The organism is Amycolatopsis rhabdoformis, assembly GCF_035918295.1.
In the GTDB taxonomy this organism is placed as follows: Bacteria; Actinomycetota; Actinomycetes; order Mycobacteriales; family Pseudonocardiaceae; genus Amycolatopsis; species Amycolatopsis rhabdoformis.
The window spans coordinates 2,740,600-2,756,806 of the sequence record NZ_CP142149.1; the positions used below are offsets into that span (position 1 = coordinate 2,740,600).

The window sequence follows — 16,207 nt, forward strand, 5'->3', positions numbered from 1 at the left end:
CACCGGCTCCGCACTCGTGCCGCCCGCCGGCGACACGCCCTGGCGCCTCGACACCCGGCAGAAGGGCAGCCTCGACAACCTGTTCCTGACCCCGAACCCGGAGGTCCTGGCTCCGCTGGGCGAGCGTGAGGTGCGCGTGCGCCTTGCCGCGTCGGGCCTGAACTTCCGCGACGTGATCGACGCGCTCGGCATGAACCCCCGCAAGTCCGGCTTGCCCGGCCTCGAAGGCTCGGGAGTGGTCACCGACGTCGGTGCCGCCGTGACCGGGCTGCGGCCCGGGGACGCCGTGTTCGGGGTCCTCAACGGCGGTTTCGCCGACGTCACCGTGGCCGACGAGCGATACCTCGCCCGAGTACCGGACGGCTGGAGCGCGCAGGAAGCGGCCTCGGTCGCGCTCGTGTATCTCACCGCGTACTACGCGTTCGTCGACCTCGCCGACGTCCGGCGGGGCCAGTCGATCCTCATCCATGCCGGCGCCGGTGGCGTCGGGATGGCCGCGATCCAGCTCGCGCACCATTTCGGTCTCGAGGTCTACGCCACCGCCAGCGAAGGCAAGCAGCACCTGCTGCGGGAGCTCGGCGTGGCCGAGGACCACATCGCGTCGTCGCGCACGCTCGACTTCGAGGAGAAGTTCGGCCCGGTCGACGTGGTGCTCAACTCGCTGGCGCAGGAGTTCGTGGACGCGTCCGTGCGGCTGCTCACCGACGGCGGCCGGTTCCTCGAGATGGGCAAGACCGACATCCGCGAACCCGAGGACTTCCCGCGGATCCGCTACCGCGCCTTCGACCTCGTGGAGGCCGGCGCCGACCGCACGCAGGAGATGCTCGCCTCGCTGCTGGAGCTGTTCGGCGCCGGCGTGCTCAAGCCGCTGCCCGTGACCACCTGGGACATCCGCCGCGCCCGGGACGCGTTCCGCTTCATGAGCCAGGGCAAGCACACCGGCAAGATAGTGCTCACCCAGCCGAAGGCCTGGCGGCCCGAGGGCACGGTGCTCATCACCGGCGGCACCGGCGTGCTCGGGGCCGAGCTGGCGAAGCACCTGGTGACCGAGCGCGGGATGCGACACCTGCTGCTGGTCGGTCGCCGCGGCGCCGACGCCCCGGGTGCGATTGAGCTGCGGGAGACGCTGACCGGCCTCGGCGCCGAGGTCACGCTCGCCGCGTGCGACACCGCCGACCGCGCCGCCGTGGCCGAGCTGCTCGCGTCCGTGCCGGCCGAACACCCGCTGACCGCGGTCGTGCACACCGCCGGGGTGCTCGCCGACGGCACGGTGGAATCGCTGACCCCGGACCGGCTCGCGCAGGTGCTGCGGCCCAAGGTCGACGCCGCCTGGCACCTGCACGAGCTGACCCGCGACGCCGACCTCGCGGACTTCGTGCTGTTCTCCTCGGTCGCCGGCGTGACCGGCAGCCCGGGCCAGGGCAACTACGCCGCGGCCAACGGTTACCTCGACGCACTGGCCGCGCACCGGGCTGCCCAGGGACTTCCGGCGACGTCCGTCGCCTGGACGCTGTGGGCCCAGGCCAGCGGCATGACCGGCGAGCTGAGCGACACGGACGTCGCGCGCATGAGCGCCGCCGGGCTGCCGCCGATCGACACCGCGCACGGCCTGGCGCTCTTCGACGGCGCCGTGGCCACGGACGAGGCGCTGGTCGTCGCCGCGAAGCTCGACACGGCAGCACTGCGGCGCCAGGCTGAGGTGCCCGCGTTGCTGCGTGGTCTCGTGACCGGCGGCCGACGTACGGCGGCGAAGGCGTCCGCCAACGGAGCCGCCGGTTCACTCGGCCGGCGCGTGAGCGAGCTGCGGCCGGGAGAGCGGCTGAAGTTCCTGGCCGAGCTCGTGCGCACGGAAGCCGCGGCGGTGCTCGGCCACGCGTCCGGGCACGCGATCGACGTCCGGCGCGAGTTCCGGGAACAGGGTTTCGACTCGCTCACCGCGGTCGAACTGCGCAACCGCCTCACCGCCGCGACCGGGCTGCGCCTCCCGTCGACCCTCGTGTTCGACCACCCGACACCGGAGCGGCTGGCCGAGCTGCTGCTGACCGATCTGGTCGGTGACAGCGAAACCGGGCGGGAAGCCGGGCCGCAAGCCGTTGCGGCACCGGCGAAGGCGCTCGACGGCGACCCGATCGTGGTGGTCGGCATCGGCTGCCGCTACCCGGGCGGCGTGCGCTCGGCCGAGGACCTGTGGGCGCTGGTCGGCGCCGGTACCGACGCGATCACCGAGTTCCCGGTCGACCGCGGCTGGCGCATCCGCGACCTCTACGACCCGGACCCCGACCGCGAGGGCAAGACCTACGCCACGCACGGCGGCTTCATGGACCAGGCCACGGACTTCGACGCGGAGTTCTTCGGCATCTCGCCGCGCGAGGCCGTCGCGATGGACCCGCGGCAGCGGCTGCTGCTGGAGACGGCCTGGGAGACGTTCGAGCACGCCGGCATCGACCCGGCGACCCTGCGCCGCAGCCGCACCGGCACGTTCGTCGGCGCGAGCGCGGACGACTACAGCTCGGCCGCGTTCAAGGCCCCGGACGGCGCCGACGGGCACCGCGTGACCGGCGCCGACGCGAGCGTGTTGTCCGGCCGGATCTCGTATGTGTTCGGGCTGGAGGGCCCGGCGGTCACGATCGACACCGCCTGCTCGTCTTCGCTGGTCTCGATGCACCTGGCGTGCCAGTCGCTGCGCAGCGGTGAGAGCACGTTGGCGCTGGCCGGCGGCGTGCAGGTGGTAGCCACGCCGAGCACGTTCGTCGGCTTCAGCCGCCAGCGGATGATGGCGGCCGACGGGCGCGTGAAGGCGTTCGCCGAGGCCGCCGACGGCATGAGCATCGCCGAGGGCGTGGGGCTCGTGCTGCTGGAGCGGCTGTCCGACGCGAAGCGCAACGGCCACGACGTGCTCGCCGTGATCCGCGGCTCGGCCGTGAACCAGGACGGCGCGTCCAACGGCCTCTCGGCCCCGAACGGTCCTTCGCAGCAACGCGTGATCCGCGCCGCGCTGGCCGGTGCCGGACTGTCCACTCAGGACGTGGACGTGATGGAAGGCCACGGCACCGGCACCGCCCTCGGTGACCCGATCGAAGCGCAGGCGCTGCTCGCGACCTACGGGCAGGACCGGGAAACGCCGCTGCTGCTCGGCTCGGTGAAGTCCAACATCGGCCACAGCCTCGCCGCGGCCGGGGTGGCCGGCGTGATCAAGATGGTGATGGCCCTGCGGGCCGGCACGGTGCCGAAGACGCTGCACGTGGACACGCCGTCGTCGCAGGTGGACTGGACGGCGGGGGCGATCGAGCTGGCCACCGAGGCGAGGCCGTGGCCCGAGGTCGACCGGGTGCGCCGCGCGGCGGTGTCGTCGTTCGGCATCAGCGGCACCAACGCGCACCTGATCCTGGAGCAAGCCCCGATGGCGCCGGCGGCCAAGCCCGCGACCGTCGCACCGACGGTCGCACCGTGGGTCTTCTCCGCGAAGACGCCGGAAGCCCTCAACGCACAGATCTCCCAAGTGGACGGTGAGCCGCTCGGCGTCGGCCGAACGCTGGCCGGCCGCGGTGTGTTCGCGCACCGCTCCGTGCTTGCCCACGGTACGGAACTCGCCCGGGGCGAGGCCCGGGACCAGACCCTGGCGGTGTTGTTCGCGGGTCAGGGCGCGCAGCGGCTCGGGATGGGCCGCGATCTCCATGGTCGTTTCCCGGTGTTCGCGGAAGCCTTCGACGACGCGCTGGCCGTGCTGCCCGACGGCCTGCGTGAGGTCGTGTGGGGCCCGGACGCCGCCGAGCTCGACCACACCGGCTGGACGCAGCCCGCGCTGTTCGCGCTGGAAGTGGCGTTGTTCCGCCTGGTCGAGTCGCTCGGGGTGACGCCGGAGTTCGTGGCCGGCCACTCCATCGGCGAGATCGCCGCCGCGCACGTCGCCGGCGTGCTGTCGCTGGCCGACGCGGCGAAGCTGGTGACCGCTCGCGGACGGCTGATGCAGGCGTTGCCGCCCGGAGGTGTGATGCTCGCGCTGGAAGCCGCCGAGGACGAGGTGACGCCGCACCTGACCCCCGACGTCTCGATCGCCGCGATCAACGGCCCGGCCGCGTTGGTGCTGGCCGGCACCGTGGCAGCGGTCGACGCCGTGGCCGCGCACTTCGGCGACCGCAAGGCCAAGCGCCTGGCCGTGTCGCACGCGTTCCACTCGCCGTTGATGGAGCCGATGCTGGCCGAGTTCCGCACCGTCGCGGAAGCGCTCGACTACGCGGCGCCGTCGATCCCGATGGTGTCGACGGTGACCGGTGCGCTGGCCGAGCCCGAGTCGTGGGCGGAGTACTGGGTCGAGCACGTGCGCGCCACCGTGCGGTTCGCCGACGGCGTGCGGGCGCTCACCGAGCAGGGCGCGACCGCGTTCCTCGAGCTGGGCCCGGATGGCACCCTGTCCGCGCCGGCCCGTGCCGCCGGCGTCGAGGTCGTGGTTCCCCTGCTGCGCAAGGACCGGGACGAGGAGCAGGCGGCGGTCACCGCGCTGGCGGAGCTGTTCGTGGCCGGCGTCGACGTGCGCTGGACCGAGGTGTTCACCTGCACCGGCGCGGCGCGGGTGCAACTGCCGCCGTACGCCTTCCAGCGGGAACGCTTCTGGCCGGAGCGCGCCGACGACCCTGTGGTCGACGACGAGTTCTGGGCCGCGGTCGACCGCGGTGACCTCGCGACGCTCAGCGCCTGGCGCAACCGCGACCGCGCGGATTCCCTGCGCTTCCGCGAGTCCTGGGTGCCGGCGCCGATCACCGGCGGCCGTACCGGTACCTGGCTCGCCGTCGTCCATGAACCCGGGGAGTGGACCAACCGGATCGTGACGGGCCTCGGCCTGACGCCGGTCTCCCTCGCCGAGGTGGCCGCCGCCGAGGACGTGAGCGGCATCGTGTCGCTCCTGCCGTCGGCCGAGCAGACGGCCGAGCTGAGCCGTGCGGCGAGCGCGCCACTGTGGACGGTCACCCGCGAGCACGCCACCGATCCGGCCCAGGCCGCGGTCTGGGGCTTCGGCCGGGTCGCGGCGCTGGAACACCCGGCGCGGTGGCGCGGGCTCGTCGATCTCCCGGCGGAGCTCGACGACACCGTGCTCACCCACCTGGCCGCGGTGCTGAGCAACGCCGGCGACGAGGACGAACTCGCCATCCGCGACACCGGAATCCTGGCCCGGCGCCTCGAACCGGCCCCGCTGCCGGACGCGGGCGAGTGGACACCGGCCGGCACCGTGCTGGTCACGGGCACCGGCACCCTCGCCGACGAGGTCGCGAGCAGCCTGCTCGACTGGGGCGCCGACGACGTGCTGCGCGTCGGCGCGGAAGCGGCCGACCGCGCCGCGATGGCCGAAATGCTCACCGGCCGCGATATCACCGCCGTGGTCCACACCGCCGGCCTCGACGGTGCCGACCCGACCGAGACGGTCGACCCCGCGCTCGCGCTCGACGAACTGACCACGGACCTCGACGCGTTTGTCCTGTTCGCCTCGGCCTCCGGCTCCGTCGGCACGCCGGCCCACACCGCACGGGCAACGGCGGGCGCCACCCTCATCGCGCTCGCTGCCCGCCGTCGGGCGCAAGGCAAGCCCGCGACGGCGATCGGCTGGGGCTCGTGGGGCACCGAACCCGGTGCGCTCGACCCGCAGCTCGCGTTGGCGGAACTGCGCCGCCTGGTCGCGGGGGAGGAGACCACGACCGTGGTCGCCGACCTGCGCCACCGGCCGTTCCTCGAAGCGGTGCTGGGCCTGCGCCCGTCGCCGCTGCTGTCGGGGTTGTCGGAAGCCCGCGAGGTGCTGGCCGACCAGCGCGCGGCGGCCGCGTCGGCGGGCTCGGCGCTGAGCGACCGGTTGCGTGGCCTGCCCGAGCAGGAACGCCGGGCGGTGGTGCTGGATCTGGTGCGCCAGACCGTCGCCCGTGTGCTCGGCCACGCCGGTACCAAAACCATCGCGCCCGACCGGGCGTTCCGTGACCTCGGGTTCGACTCGCTGACCGCCGTCGAGCTGCCCACGCGGCTCAAGGCGGCGACCGGGCTCGTGCTGCCGGCCACGCTGGTCTACGACCACCCGACCGCGTCGGTGCTCACCGAGCACCTGCTCGGTGAGCTCCTCGGCGAACACCAGACCGTGCCCGCCGCGCGCGCCACCGTGGCCGACGACCAGGACCCGATCGTGATCGTCGGCATGAGCTGCCGCCTGCCCGGCGACGTGACCTCACCCGACGAGTTCTGGGACCTCGTGGCCGAGGGCCGCGACGGCATCACGCCGTTCCCGGCCGATCGCGGCTGGGACCTCGACCTGCTCGCCCACGGCGACCGCGACGGCCGCGGCCGCAGCGACGCCCTGCACGGCGGTTTCCTCCACGACCTCCCGCAGTTCGACGCCGAGTTCTTCGGCATCTCGCCGCGCGAAGCCCTGGCCATGGACCCGCAGCAGCGGCAGCTGCTCGAAACCACCTGGGAGGCGTTCGAACGCGCCGGCATCGACCCGGCTTCGGTGCGCGGCACCGACGCGGGCGTGTTCATCGGCACCAACGGCCAGGACTACGCCGACCTCGTGGCCCACGCCGCCGAGGACCTGGAAGGGCACGTGAGCACCGGGCTCGCCGCGAGTGTCGCGTCGGGCCGGCTGGCCTACACGTTCGGCTTCGAAGGGCCGGCGGTCACGGTCGACACGGCCTGCTCGTCTTCGCTGGTCGCCCTGCACTGGGCGAGCCAGTCGCTGCGCTCGGGCGAGTGCTCGCTCGCCGTGGTCGGCGGCGTCACGGTGATGACCACCGCCGACTCGTTCAGCGAGTTCACCCGCCAAGGCGGGCTCGCGCCCGACGGCCGGTGCAAGGCCTTCGCCGACGGCGCCGACGGCACCGGCTGGTCCGAAGGCGTCGCCGTGATCCTCGTCGAGCGCCTCTCCGACGCCCGCCGCCACGGCCACGAAGTGCTGGCGGTGGTCCGCGGCAGCGCAGTGAACCAGGACGGCGCGTCCAACGGCCTCACCGCCCCCAACGGGCCCTCGCAGCAGCGGGTGATCCGCCAGGCGCTGGCCAACGCCGGACTGTCCGCTTCGGACGTCGACGCGGTCGAGGCGCACGGCACCGGCACGGTGCTCGGCGACCCGATCGAGGCCCAGGGCCTGCTCGCGACCTACGGGCAGGACCGGGAAACGCCGCTGCTGCTGGGTTCGGTGAAGTCGAACATCGGTCACACCCAGGCCGCCGCCGGGGTCGCCGGCGTGATCAAGATGGTGCTCGCGCTGCACCACGACCTGCTGCCGAAGACGCTGCACCTCAGCGCGCCGTCGTCGCGCGTCGACTGGACCTCGGGCGCGATCGACCTGCTCACCGAGGCGCGGCCGTGGCCCGAGACCGGGCATCCGCGCCGGGCCGGGGTGTCGTCCTTCGGCGTGAGCGGCACCAACGCGCACGTGATCATCGAGCAGGCCCCGCCGGCGGAACCCGCCGCGGAACCGGCGGTGACGCCGGCGGTGCTCGCCTGGCCGGTGTCCGGCCGCGACGCCGAAGCGCTCGACGAACAGGTGACCCGGATGCGGGCCTTCGCCGCGGCACACCCGGACACCGCGGCCGTCGACGTCGCCCGGGCGCTGGCCGCCCGGCCACCGTTCGAGCACCGCGCGGTGCTGCTCGCCGACGCCGACGGGGTCACCGAAGCGGCTCGGGGCGAGAGTGACGAGCGGACGCTGGCCGTGCTGTTCGCCGGACAGGGCTCGCAGCGGCTCGGCATGGGCCGCGACCTGCACGCCCGGTTCCCGGTGTTCGCCGAAGCCTTCGACACCGTCGCGGCGCTGCTGGACGAGCGGCTGACCCGGCCGCTGCGCGAGGTCGTGTGGGGTGCTGACGCCGAGACCCTCGACCGCACGGAGTGGGCGCAGCCCGCGCTGTTCGCGATCGAGGTGGCGCTCTACCGGCTCGTGGAGTCGTTCGGTGTGCGGCCGGACCTGCTGGCCGGGCACTCGATCGGCGAGATCGCGGCGGCCCACGTCGCCGGGGTGCTCACGCTCGAGGACGCCTGCTCGCTCGTGACCGCCCGCGGCCGGCTCATGCAGGCCCTGCCCCCTGGCGGCGTGATGATCTCCGTGCAGGCGAGTGCGGACGAGGTAACCCCGCGCCTGCGCGACGGAGTTTCGGTCGCCGCGGTCAACGGCCCGGACGCGGTCGTGCTCGCCGGCCTCGACGCCGAAGTCACTGTGGTCGCGGCCGAGTTTTCCCGGCTGGGCCGAAAGACTAGGCGTTTGCCGGTCAGCCATGCGTTCCACTCAGTGCTGATGGAACCCGTGCTGGAGGAGTTCGCGCGAGTGGTGGAGACGCTGAGGCTCGCCGCGCCGCGGATCCCGATCGCCTCGACGGTGTCGGGGTCGATCGGGGACGCGGCCGAACGGATGGGCACACCCGGCTACTGGGTGCGCCACGTCCGCGAGACCGTGCGCTTCGCCGACGGCGTCGCGGCACTGGAAGCCGCCGGCGCCGACACCTTCCTGGAGCTCGGCCCCGACGGTGTCCTCACGGCCCTCGCGCTCGGCGCCGCCGACGGCGACGACGTGATCGCCACCCCGGCCCTGCGCAAGGACCGCGCCGAGGAACCGTCGCTGCTGGCCGCGCTGGCCCGCCTGCACACCGCGGGCGTGGACGTGGACTGGACCCGCGCCACCGAAGGCACCGGTGCCGCCCACGTCGACCTGCCCACCTATCCCTTCCGTCACCAGCGCTTCTGGCCCGAGCGGGCGGCGGCCACGGCCGCGCTCGGCTCGGCCGCCGCCGTGGACGCGGAGTTCTGGGCCGCCGTGGAACAGGAAGACCTCGCGACGCTGGCGGCCAGCCTGGAGCTGGACGGACCCGCCCTGTCCACTGTGGTGCCCGCCCTCTCCACCTGGCGCCGCCGCCGGCAGGCCCGTTCGGCCCTCGACGCGCACCGCTACCGCGAAACCTGGACTTCGGTCCGGCCGGCGGCGGCGAAGCCCGGCCCGCGCCTGGTCCTCGTGCCCACCGGAGCCGACGCCTGGACCACGGAGGTCGTGGCAGCGCTCGACGACGTGATCGTGGTCGAGATCGCGGACCCGAGCCGTGGCTGCCTGGCGGAGTCGCTGCGCGAGGCAGCGGAATCGCCCTACACCGCGGTGGTTTCGCTGCTGGCCACGGCCTTGCCGGGGCAGTCCGGCGCCGTCGACACCACCGCTGTGATCCAGGCTCTCGGCGACGCGCGGATCGCCGCCCCACTGTGGGTGCTCACGCGCGCCGCGGTCGCCGCGGCGGCCGGTGACCGCGTCGAAGATCCGTACCGCACCGGTGTTTGGGGTTTGGCGAGGGTCGCAGCCCTGGAGTATCCGCAACTGTGGGGCGGCGTCGTCGACCTGCCCGAGGACCTCGGCCCCGACGTGCTGCGCCGGATCGCCGACGTGGTCGGCACTTCCGGCGAGGACCAGCTCGCGGTGCGTCCGGCCGGCGTGCTCGCCCGGCGCCTGGCCCCGGCCCGCCCGGCCGAGGGCACGCCGTGGTCGCCGATCGGCACCGTGCTGGTCACTGGTGGCACCGGCGCGCTGGGTGCGCATGTCGCCCGGCGCCTGGCCGCCACCGGCGCCGAGCACCTGCTGCTGGTGAGCCGCCGCGGGCTCGACGCACCGGGCGCCATGGAGCTGCGCGACGAACTGACCGCCGGTGGCACCCGCGTGACCGTGACCGCGTGCGACGTCGCCGACCGGGCCGCCGTGGCGCGCCTGTTGGCCGGAATTCCGGAGGAGCACCCGCTCACCGGCATCGTGCACACCGCCGGTGTTCTCGACGACGGCGTGCTCGACAGCCTGACACCGGATCGTTTCGAGGCGGTGTACCGGGCCAAGGTGACGTCGGCCTTCGTGCTGGACGAGCTGACCCGCGACCTCGACCTGGCGGCGTTCGTGCTGTTCTCGTCGGTGTCCAGCGCGGTCGGCAACCTGGGTCAGGCCAACTACGCGGCGGCGAACGCCGTGCTCGACGGGCTGGCCGAACGCCGGCACGCGGCCGGGCTCGCGGCGACCTCGATCTCGTGGGGCGCCTGGGCCGGCGGCGGCATGGCCACCACGGCGGAACTCGACCGGATCGGCGCCGCGGCGCTGCCGCCCGAGCTGGCGCTCGACGCGCTCGCCCACGCGGTGACCGACGGCGCCCCCTCGCTCGTGGTGGCGGACCTGCAGCACCGCCCGTTCCTCACGGGCCTGCTGGAAGTCCGGCCGAACGCGGCGCTGGCCGACCTGCCCGCGGCGCGCGAAGTGCTCGCCGAGGTGGCCGCGGGCCGGCGAGCAGCCGAGACGGCCGCGTCGGGCCTGCGCGAGCGGCTCGCGACGCTGCCCGGTGCCGACCGGGCGGCCGCCGCGCTCGACGTGGTGCGCACCCAGGTCGCCGCGGTGCTCGGCCACGGTGACCGGAAGGCGGTCGCCGCCGGGAAACCGTTCCGGGACCTCGGCTTCGACTCGCTCACGGCGATCGAGGTCCGCAATCGCCTCGCCGCGGCGACCGGGCTGGGGCTCGCCGCGAGCCTCGTGTTCGACCACCCGACACCGAGGGTGCTGGCCGAGCACCTGGTGCGGCGGCTCGTGCCGGAAACCTCGGCGCCGGACGAAAACACGGAGATCACGCGCCTGTTGGCCGCGATCCCGCCGCACCGCCTGCGTGAGGCCGGCCTGCTCCGGCAGCTGCGCGAGCTGGCGGCGCAGCACCCGGAGGACTCCGCACCGGAGGCCTCGATCGACTCGATGGACGTGGACGACCTCGTGCAGGCGTTCCTCACCGATCCCGATCCGACCCGCGACTAGACGGAGCTGACAGCCATGACCACGCCCAGCGAAAAGGTCGTCGAAGCCCTGCGGACGGCGGCGAAAGAGGTCGAGCGCCTGCGCCGTGTGAACAAGCAGCTCGTGGACGCGGCGCACGAGCCGATCGCGATCGTGGGCGTGGGGTGCCGGTTCCCCGGCGGGGTGCGCTCGGCCGAGGACCTGTGGGCCGTGGCCGCCGAAGGCCGTGACGTGATCGGCGACCTGCCGGTAGATCGCGGGTGGCCCGCCGAGCTCGACGGCGGCGAGTTCCCCGTGGCCCGCCGCGGCGGTTTCCTCGACGGGATCGCCGACTTCGACGCGGACTTCTTCGGCATCGCGCCGCGCGAGGCACTCGCCATGGACCCGCAGCAGCGGCTGCTGCTCGAGACGTCGTGGGAGGCCCTGGAACGTGCCGGCCTCGATCCGGCGCGGCTGCGCGGTTCGCGGACCGGCGTGTTCGTGGGCACCAACGGCCAGGACTACGGCTCGGTGCTGGGCGACGCCCGCGAGGACCTGGAAGGGTACGTGAGCACCGGGGTCGCCGGCAGCGTGGCGTCCGGGCGGCTCGCTTACACGTTCGGCTTCGAGGGCCCGGCGGTCACCGTGGACACGGCGTGCTCGGCGTCGCTGGTCGCGCTGCACTGGGCCGCGAGGTCGCTGCGGTCGGGTGAGTGTTCGCTCGCGCTGGCCGGCGGCATGAGCGTGATCACCACGGCCGCGCCGCTGGTCGAGTTCAGCCGGATGCGGGCGCTCGCGCCGGACGGGCGCTGCAAGGCGTTCGCCGACGGCGCCGACGGGTTCGGCTGGGCCGAGGGCGCCGGGATGCTGGTGCTGGAAAGGCTTTCCGACGCCGAGCGCGCAGGCCACGAGGTGCTCGCGGTGCTGCGCGGCTCGGCCGTGAACCAGGACGGCGCGTCCAACGGGCTCACTGCACCCAACGGGCCCGCGCAGCAGCGCGTGATCCGCCAGGCACTGGAGAACGCCCGGCTGTCCACCGAGGACGTTGATGTGCTGGAGGCCCACGGCACCGGCACGGCCCTGGGGGACCCGATCGAGGCGGACGCGCTGCTCGCCACCTACGGGCAGGGCCGACCCGCCGACCGGCCGCTGCTGCTGGGTTCGATCAAGTCGAACCTCGGCCACACGCAGGCCGCGGCCGGTGTCGCGGGGGTGATCAAGATGGTGCTGGCGCTCAAGCACAACCTCGCCCCGAAGACGCTGCACGCCGAGACGCCGTCGCCGCACGTCGACTGGTCCTCCGGCGCGGTCTCACTGCTCACCGAAGCGACGGCGTTCCCCGAGACCGGCCGGCCGCGCCGGGCGGCCGTGTCGTCGTTCGGGATGAGCGGCACCAACGCGCACGTGATCCTCGAACAGGCGCCGGCCGTCGAGCCGGTGGAGCCGGGCGAGAGCCCCGCGGTGGTGCCGTGGCTGCTGGCGGCGCGGAGCAAGGCGGCGCTGCGTGGCCAGGCGCTGGCGTTGCTCGAGGTCGAGGGCAGTCCCGCCGACGTCGCGCACTCGCTCGCCACCGGCCGGACGCGGCACGAGCGCCGCGCCGTGGTGGTCGGCGGCACTCGCGACGAACTGCTGGCCGGCGTGCGGTCGCTGGCCGAGGGCACCCCCGGCCCCGGCGTGGTCGAATTCGACGGCCGGATCCCGGACGAACGCCGGATCGTGCTGGTGTTTCCGGGCCAAGGGTCGCAGTGGGCCGGCATGGGCGCCGAGCTGCTCGCGACGTCACCGGTGTTCGCGCAGCGGATCGACGAGTGTGAAGCCGCGCTGCGGCCGCTGGTGGACTGGTCGCTTCGCGAGGTCCTGACCGGCGCCGATGGGGCGCCGACGCTGGATCGCGTGGACGTGGCGCAGCCCGCGCTGTGGGCGATGATGGTCGCGCTCGCCGAGGTCTGGCGGGCAGCCGGGGTGGTGCCGGCCGCCGTCGTCGGGCACTCGCAGGGGGAGATCGCCGCCGCGTGTGTCTCGGGTGGACTGTCCCTTGAGGACGGTGCTCGCGTGGTCGCGTTGCGCAGCCAGGCCATCGCGCGCGAACTGTCCGGTCTCGGCGGGATGGCCTCGGTCACTGCCTCGCGCGACGTCGTGACGGCGCGGCTGGAAAACCACGACGGCGTGTCGATCGCCGCGGTCAACGGGCCCGGATCGGTGGTCGTGTCCGGTGACGCGGGCGCCCTCGACGAGTTCCTCGCGGCGTGCGAGGCCGACGGCGTGCGGGCCAAGAAGGTGCCGGTGGACTACGCCTCGCACTCGCACCACGTGGAGCGTATCCGCGACGAGCTGCTGCGTGAGCTGGCGCCGATCGCCCCGCGCAGCGCCGAGATCCCGTTCTGCTCGACCGTGACCGGCGCCTGGCACGACACCGCCGGGCTCGACGCGCGGTACTGGTACGACAACCTCCGCGGCGTCGTGCAGCTGGAGACCGCGTTGCGCGCACTGCTGGCCGAGGACCACGACGTGTTCGTGGAGGCCAGCGCGCACCCGGTGCTCGTGATGAGCGTGCAGGACACGGCCGAGAGTGCCGGCACCGACGTGGTCGCCGTCGGCTCGCTGCGTCGCCACGAAGGAGGACTGGCGCGGCTGTACACGTCGTTCGCCGAGGCCCACGTACGCGGTGTGGCGGTGGACTGGACCGACGCCACCCCCGGCCGCCGGGTGGATCTGCCGACGTACGCCTTCCAGCGCCGCCGGTTCTGGCCCGAGGTGCTGCCCTCGGCCGCCGACGCCACCGGTCTCGGCGTCGCCGCCGCGGACCACCCGCTGCTGGGAGCCGCCGTGGCGCTGGCCGACGACCGCGGGGTGGTGCTCACCGGCCGCGTGTCGCTCGCCGCCCAGCCCTGGCTGGCCGACCACGCGGTGGCGGGCACGGTGCTGGTGCCGGACACGGCGTTCGTCGAGTGGGCCGTGCGGGCCGGTGCGGAAGCCGGGCTGCCGGCGCTCGACCGGCTGACCGTGGACGAGCCGCTCACGCTGGCCGACGGTGCCGCGGCGCAGGTGCAGGTGATCGCCGAACCGGACGGCGGCACGGGCACGGTCGCCGTCTACGCGCGCTTCGACGACGGCCCGTGGATCCGCCACGCCATCGGCACCCTGCGGCCGGCCGCGCCGATCACCGCGTCGGTCGAGTGGCCGCCGCGCGACGCCGTGGCCGAGGACCTCGACGCGTTCGCCTCCCGCGCCGCCCGCCACGGTTTCGAAGCCGGCCCGCTGTTCACCTCGGTCACCGGCGTGTGGCTGGGGGAGACCGACGTGTTCGCCGAGGTCACGCTCGCGGCCGACCTGGAGCACGCCGCCGGGTCGTGCCTCCTGCATCCCGCGCTTCTGCAGACCTTGCTCACCTGCGTTTCCGAGGACACCTTCGCGCTGCCGTCCGCCTGGCACGGCGTGACCGTGGCGGCCACCGGCGCGACGACCCTGCGCGTGCACCTGCGCCGGACGGCCGACGGGGTCGCACTGAGCGCGGTCGACGGCGCCGGCGAACCGGTGGTGACGTGCGACCGCGTCGAACTGCGGCCGCTCGACCCGGCGAAGATCGCGGCGCCCGAGGCCGACCTGCGTTCGGCGCTCTTCCGGCTCGACTGGACGCCCGCGTCGACCGGCAACTCGGTGGAGTATGTGGCGGTCGGCACCGGCCCGCTGGCCGCGGCACTCGGCGCCACTGCGGCGACGCTGTCCGAAGTGGACGCTCGGCCGGTGGTCGTGCTGCCGCTGGTGTCCGAGCAGGACGACGTGACCGCCGCCGCGCACGAGACCACCGCCGCGGCCCTGGAAGCCGTGCGGGCCTGGCTCGCCGACGAACGGTTCGACGACAGCCGCCTGGTCCTGCTCACCCGCAACGCCGTGGCCGCGGGACCCGGCGACACCGTGGCCGGGCTCACCGGCGCCGGCGTGTGGGGTCTCGTGCGCTCGGCCCAGACCGAGCACCCGGGCCGGTTCGTGCTGGTGGACGTGGACGACGACGAAGCGTCCCTGATGGCTCTCGCACCGGCGCTCGGCAGCGGCGAGGCACAGCTCGCGATCCGCGGTGGTGCGGTGAGCGTGCCGCGCCTCGCCCGCGCCGAGCGCACCGCGGAACCGGCCGGCTGGGGCGCCGGTCCGGTGCTGCTGACCGGCGGCACCGGCGCGCTGGGCGCGCTCGTCGCCCGCCACCTCGTGGCCGAGCACGGCGTGACCGACCTGCTCCTCACCAGCCGCCGCGGTGTCGATGCGCCCGGTGCCCGGGAACTGGTGGCCGAGCTGGCCGATCTCGGTGCCACCGCGCGAGTCGAAGCCTGCGACGTCACCGACCGCACCGCGCTCGCGAACCTGCTGGCCGGCGAACCGCTCACGGCCGTGGTGCACCTCGCCGGCGTGCTCGACGACGGTGCGCTCGAAGCCCAGACCGCCGAGCGGCTGCACCCGGTGCTGCGGCCCAAGGTCGACGTCGCCGTGGCGCTCGACGAGCTCACCCGGGACAAGGACCTCAGCGCGTTCGTGCTGTTCTCCTCCGCGGCGGGCGTGTTCGGCAACGCCGGCCAGGCCAACTACGCCGCCGCCAACACCTTCCTCGACGCCCTCGCGGCTCGCCGTCGTGCGGCCGGACTGCCGGCCACGTCGCTGGCCTGGGGCTTCTGGGCCGAGCGCAGCACCATGACCGGCGGCGTCGAGGAGACCGATCTCGCGCGGTTCCGCCGCGGCGGTGTGCTGCCGCTCTCGGCCGAGCTCGGCCTGCGGCTGTTCGACGCTGCCGCGAAGGTTGACGCCGCGTTCGTCGTGCCGGTGCCGCTGCGCCTCGGCGGCACTTCCCACGACGACATCCCGCCCGTGCTGCGCGGGATGGTGCGTCCGCCGGCGCGGCGCGCGGTCGGTGCCGCCGCACCGGTCGAGACCGGCGGGCCGGCCTTGGCCGAGAAGCTCGCCGGCCGCAGCGCGCGCGAGCAGCACGCCCTCCTGCTGGAGCTGGTGTCCCGGCACGCGGCGACCGTGCTGGGCCACGGCGCGGCCGACTCGCTCGACGTCGAGCGCGGCTTCACCGACCTCGGCTTGACGTCGCTCACCGCGGTCGAGCTGCGCAACCGGCTCGCGGCCGAGACCGGCGTGAAACTGCCCGCCACCACCATTTTCGACCACCCGACCCCCGTCGCGCTGGCTCGCCGGCTCGGCGCCGACCTCGGCGCCGCGGCCGAGGACACCGGGGCGGGATCCGTGTTCGCGGACCTCGAGCGGCTGGAGGCGGCCCTGGCGGGGGCCGCGCTCGAACCAGCGGTGCGGACCCGGCTCGGCAAACGGCTTTCCGCACTGCACTGGAAGGTCGAGGACCGCGACCGCGGGCCGGCGGTCACCGCGCCGGCCGGCACCGCGCTCGCCGAATCGACCGACGACGAGATGTTCGCCCTGATCGACGAGGAACTGGGGCTCGGCTGAGTAACCCGG

2 protein-coding genes (1 of these 2 cut by a window edge) are annotated in these 16,207 nt (G+C 74.3%); both read left to right on the forward strand.

The annotated features are described in order from the left end of the window. Positions 1-10,786, forward strand: the 3' end of a protein-coding gene (locus VSH64_RS12470) for a type I polyketide synthase (RefSeq protein ID WP_326835728.1). The gene continues 20,402 nt to the left of window position 1, outside the view; the window shows 10,786 of its 31,188 coding nt (coding positions 20,403-31,188); its start codon lies off the left edge, out of view; it ends in the stop codon at positions 10,784-10,786. Positions 10,787-10,801: 15 nt separating this feature from the next. Further along, positions 10,802-16,198 carry a type I polyketide synthase gene (locus VSH64_RS12475; protein WP_326835729.1) on the forward strand — a complete coding sequence of 1,799 codons (5,397 nt, stop codon included), beginning with the start codon at positions 10,802-10,804 and terminating at the stop codon, positions 16,196-16,198. The last annotated feature ends 9 nt before the right edge of the window (positions 16,199-16,207 follow it).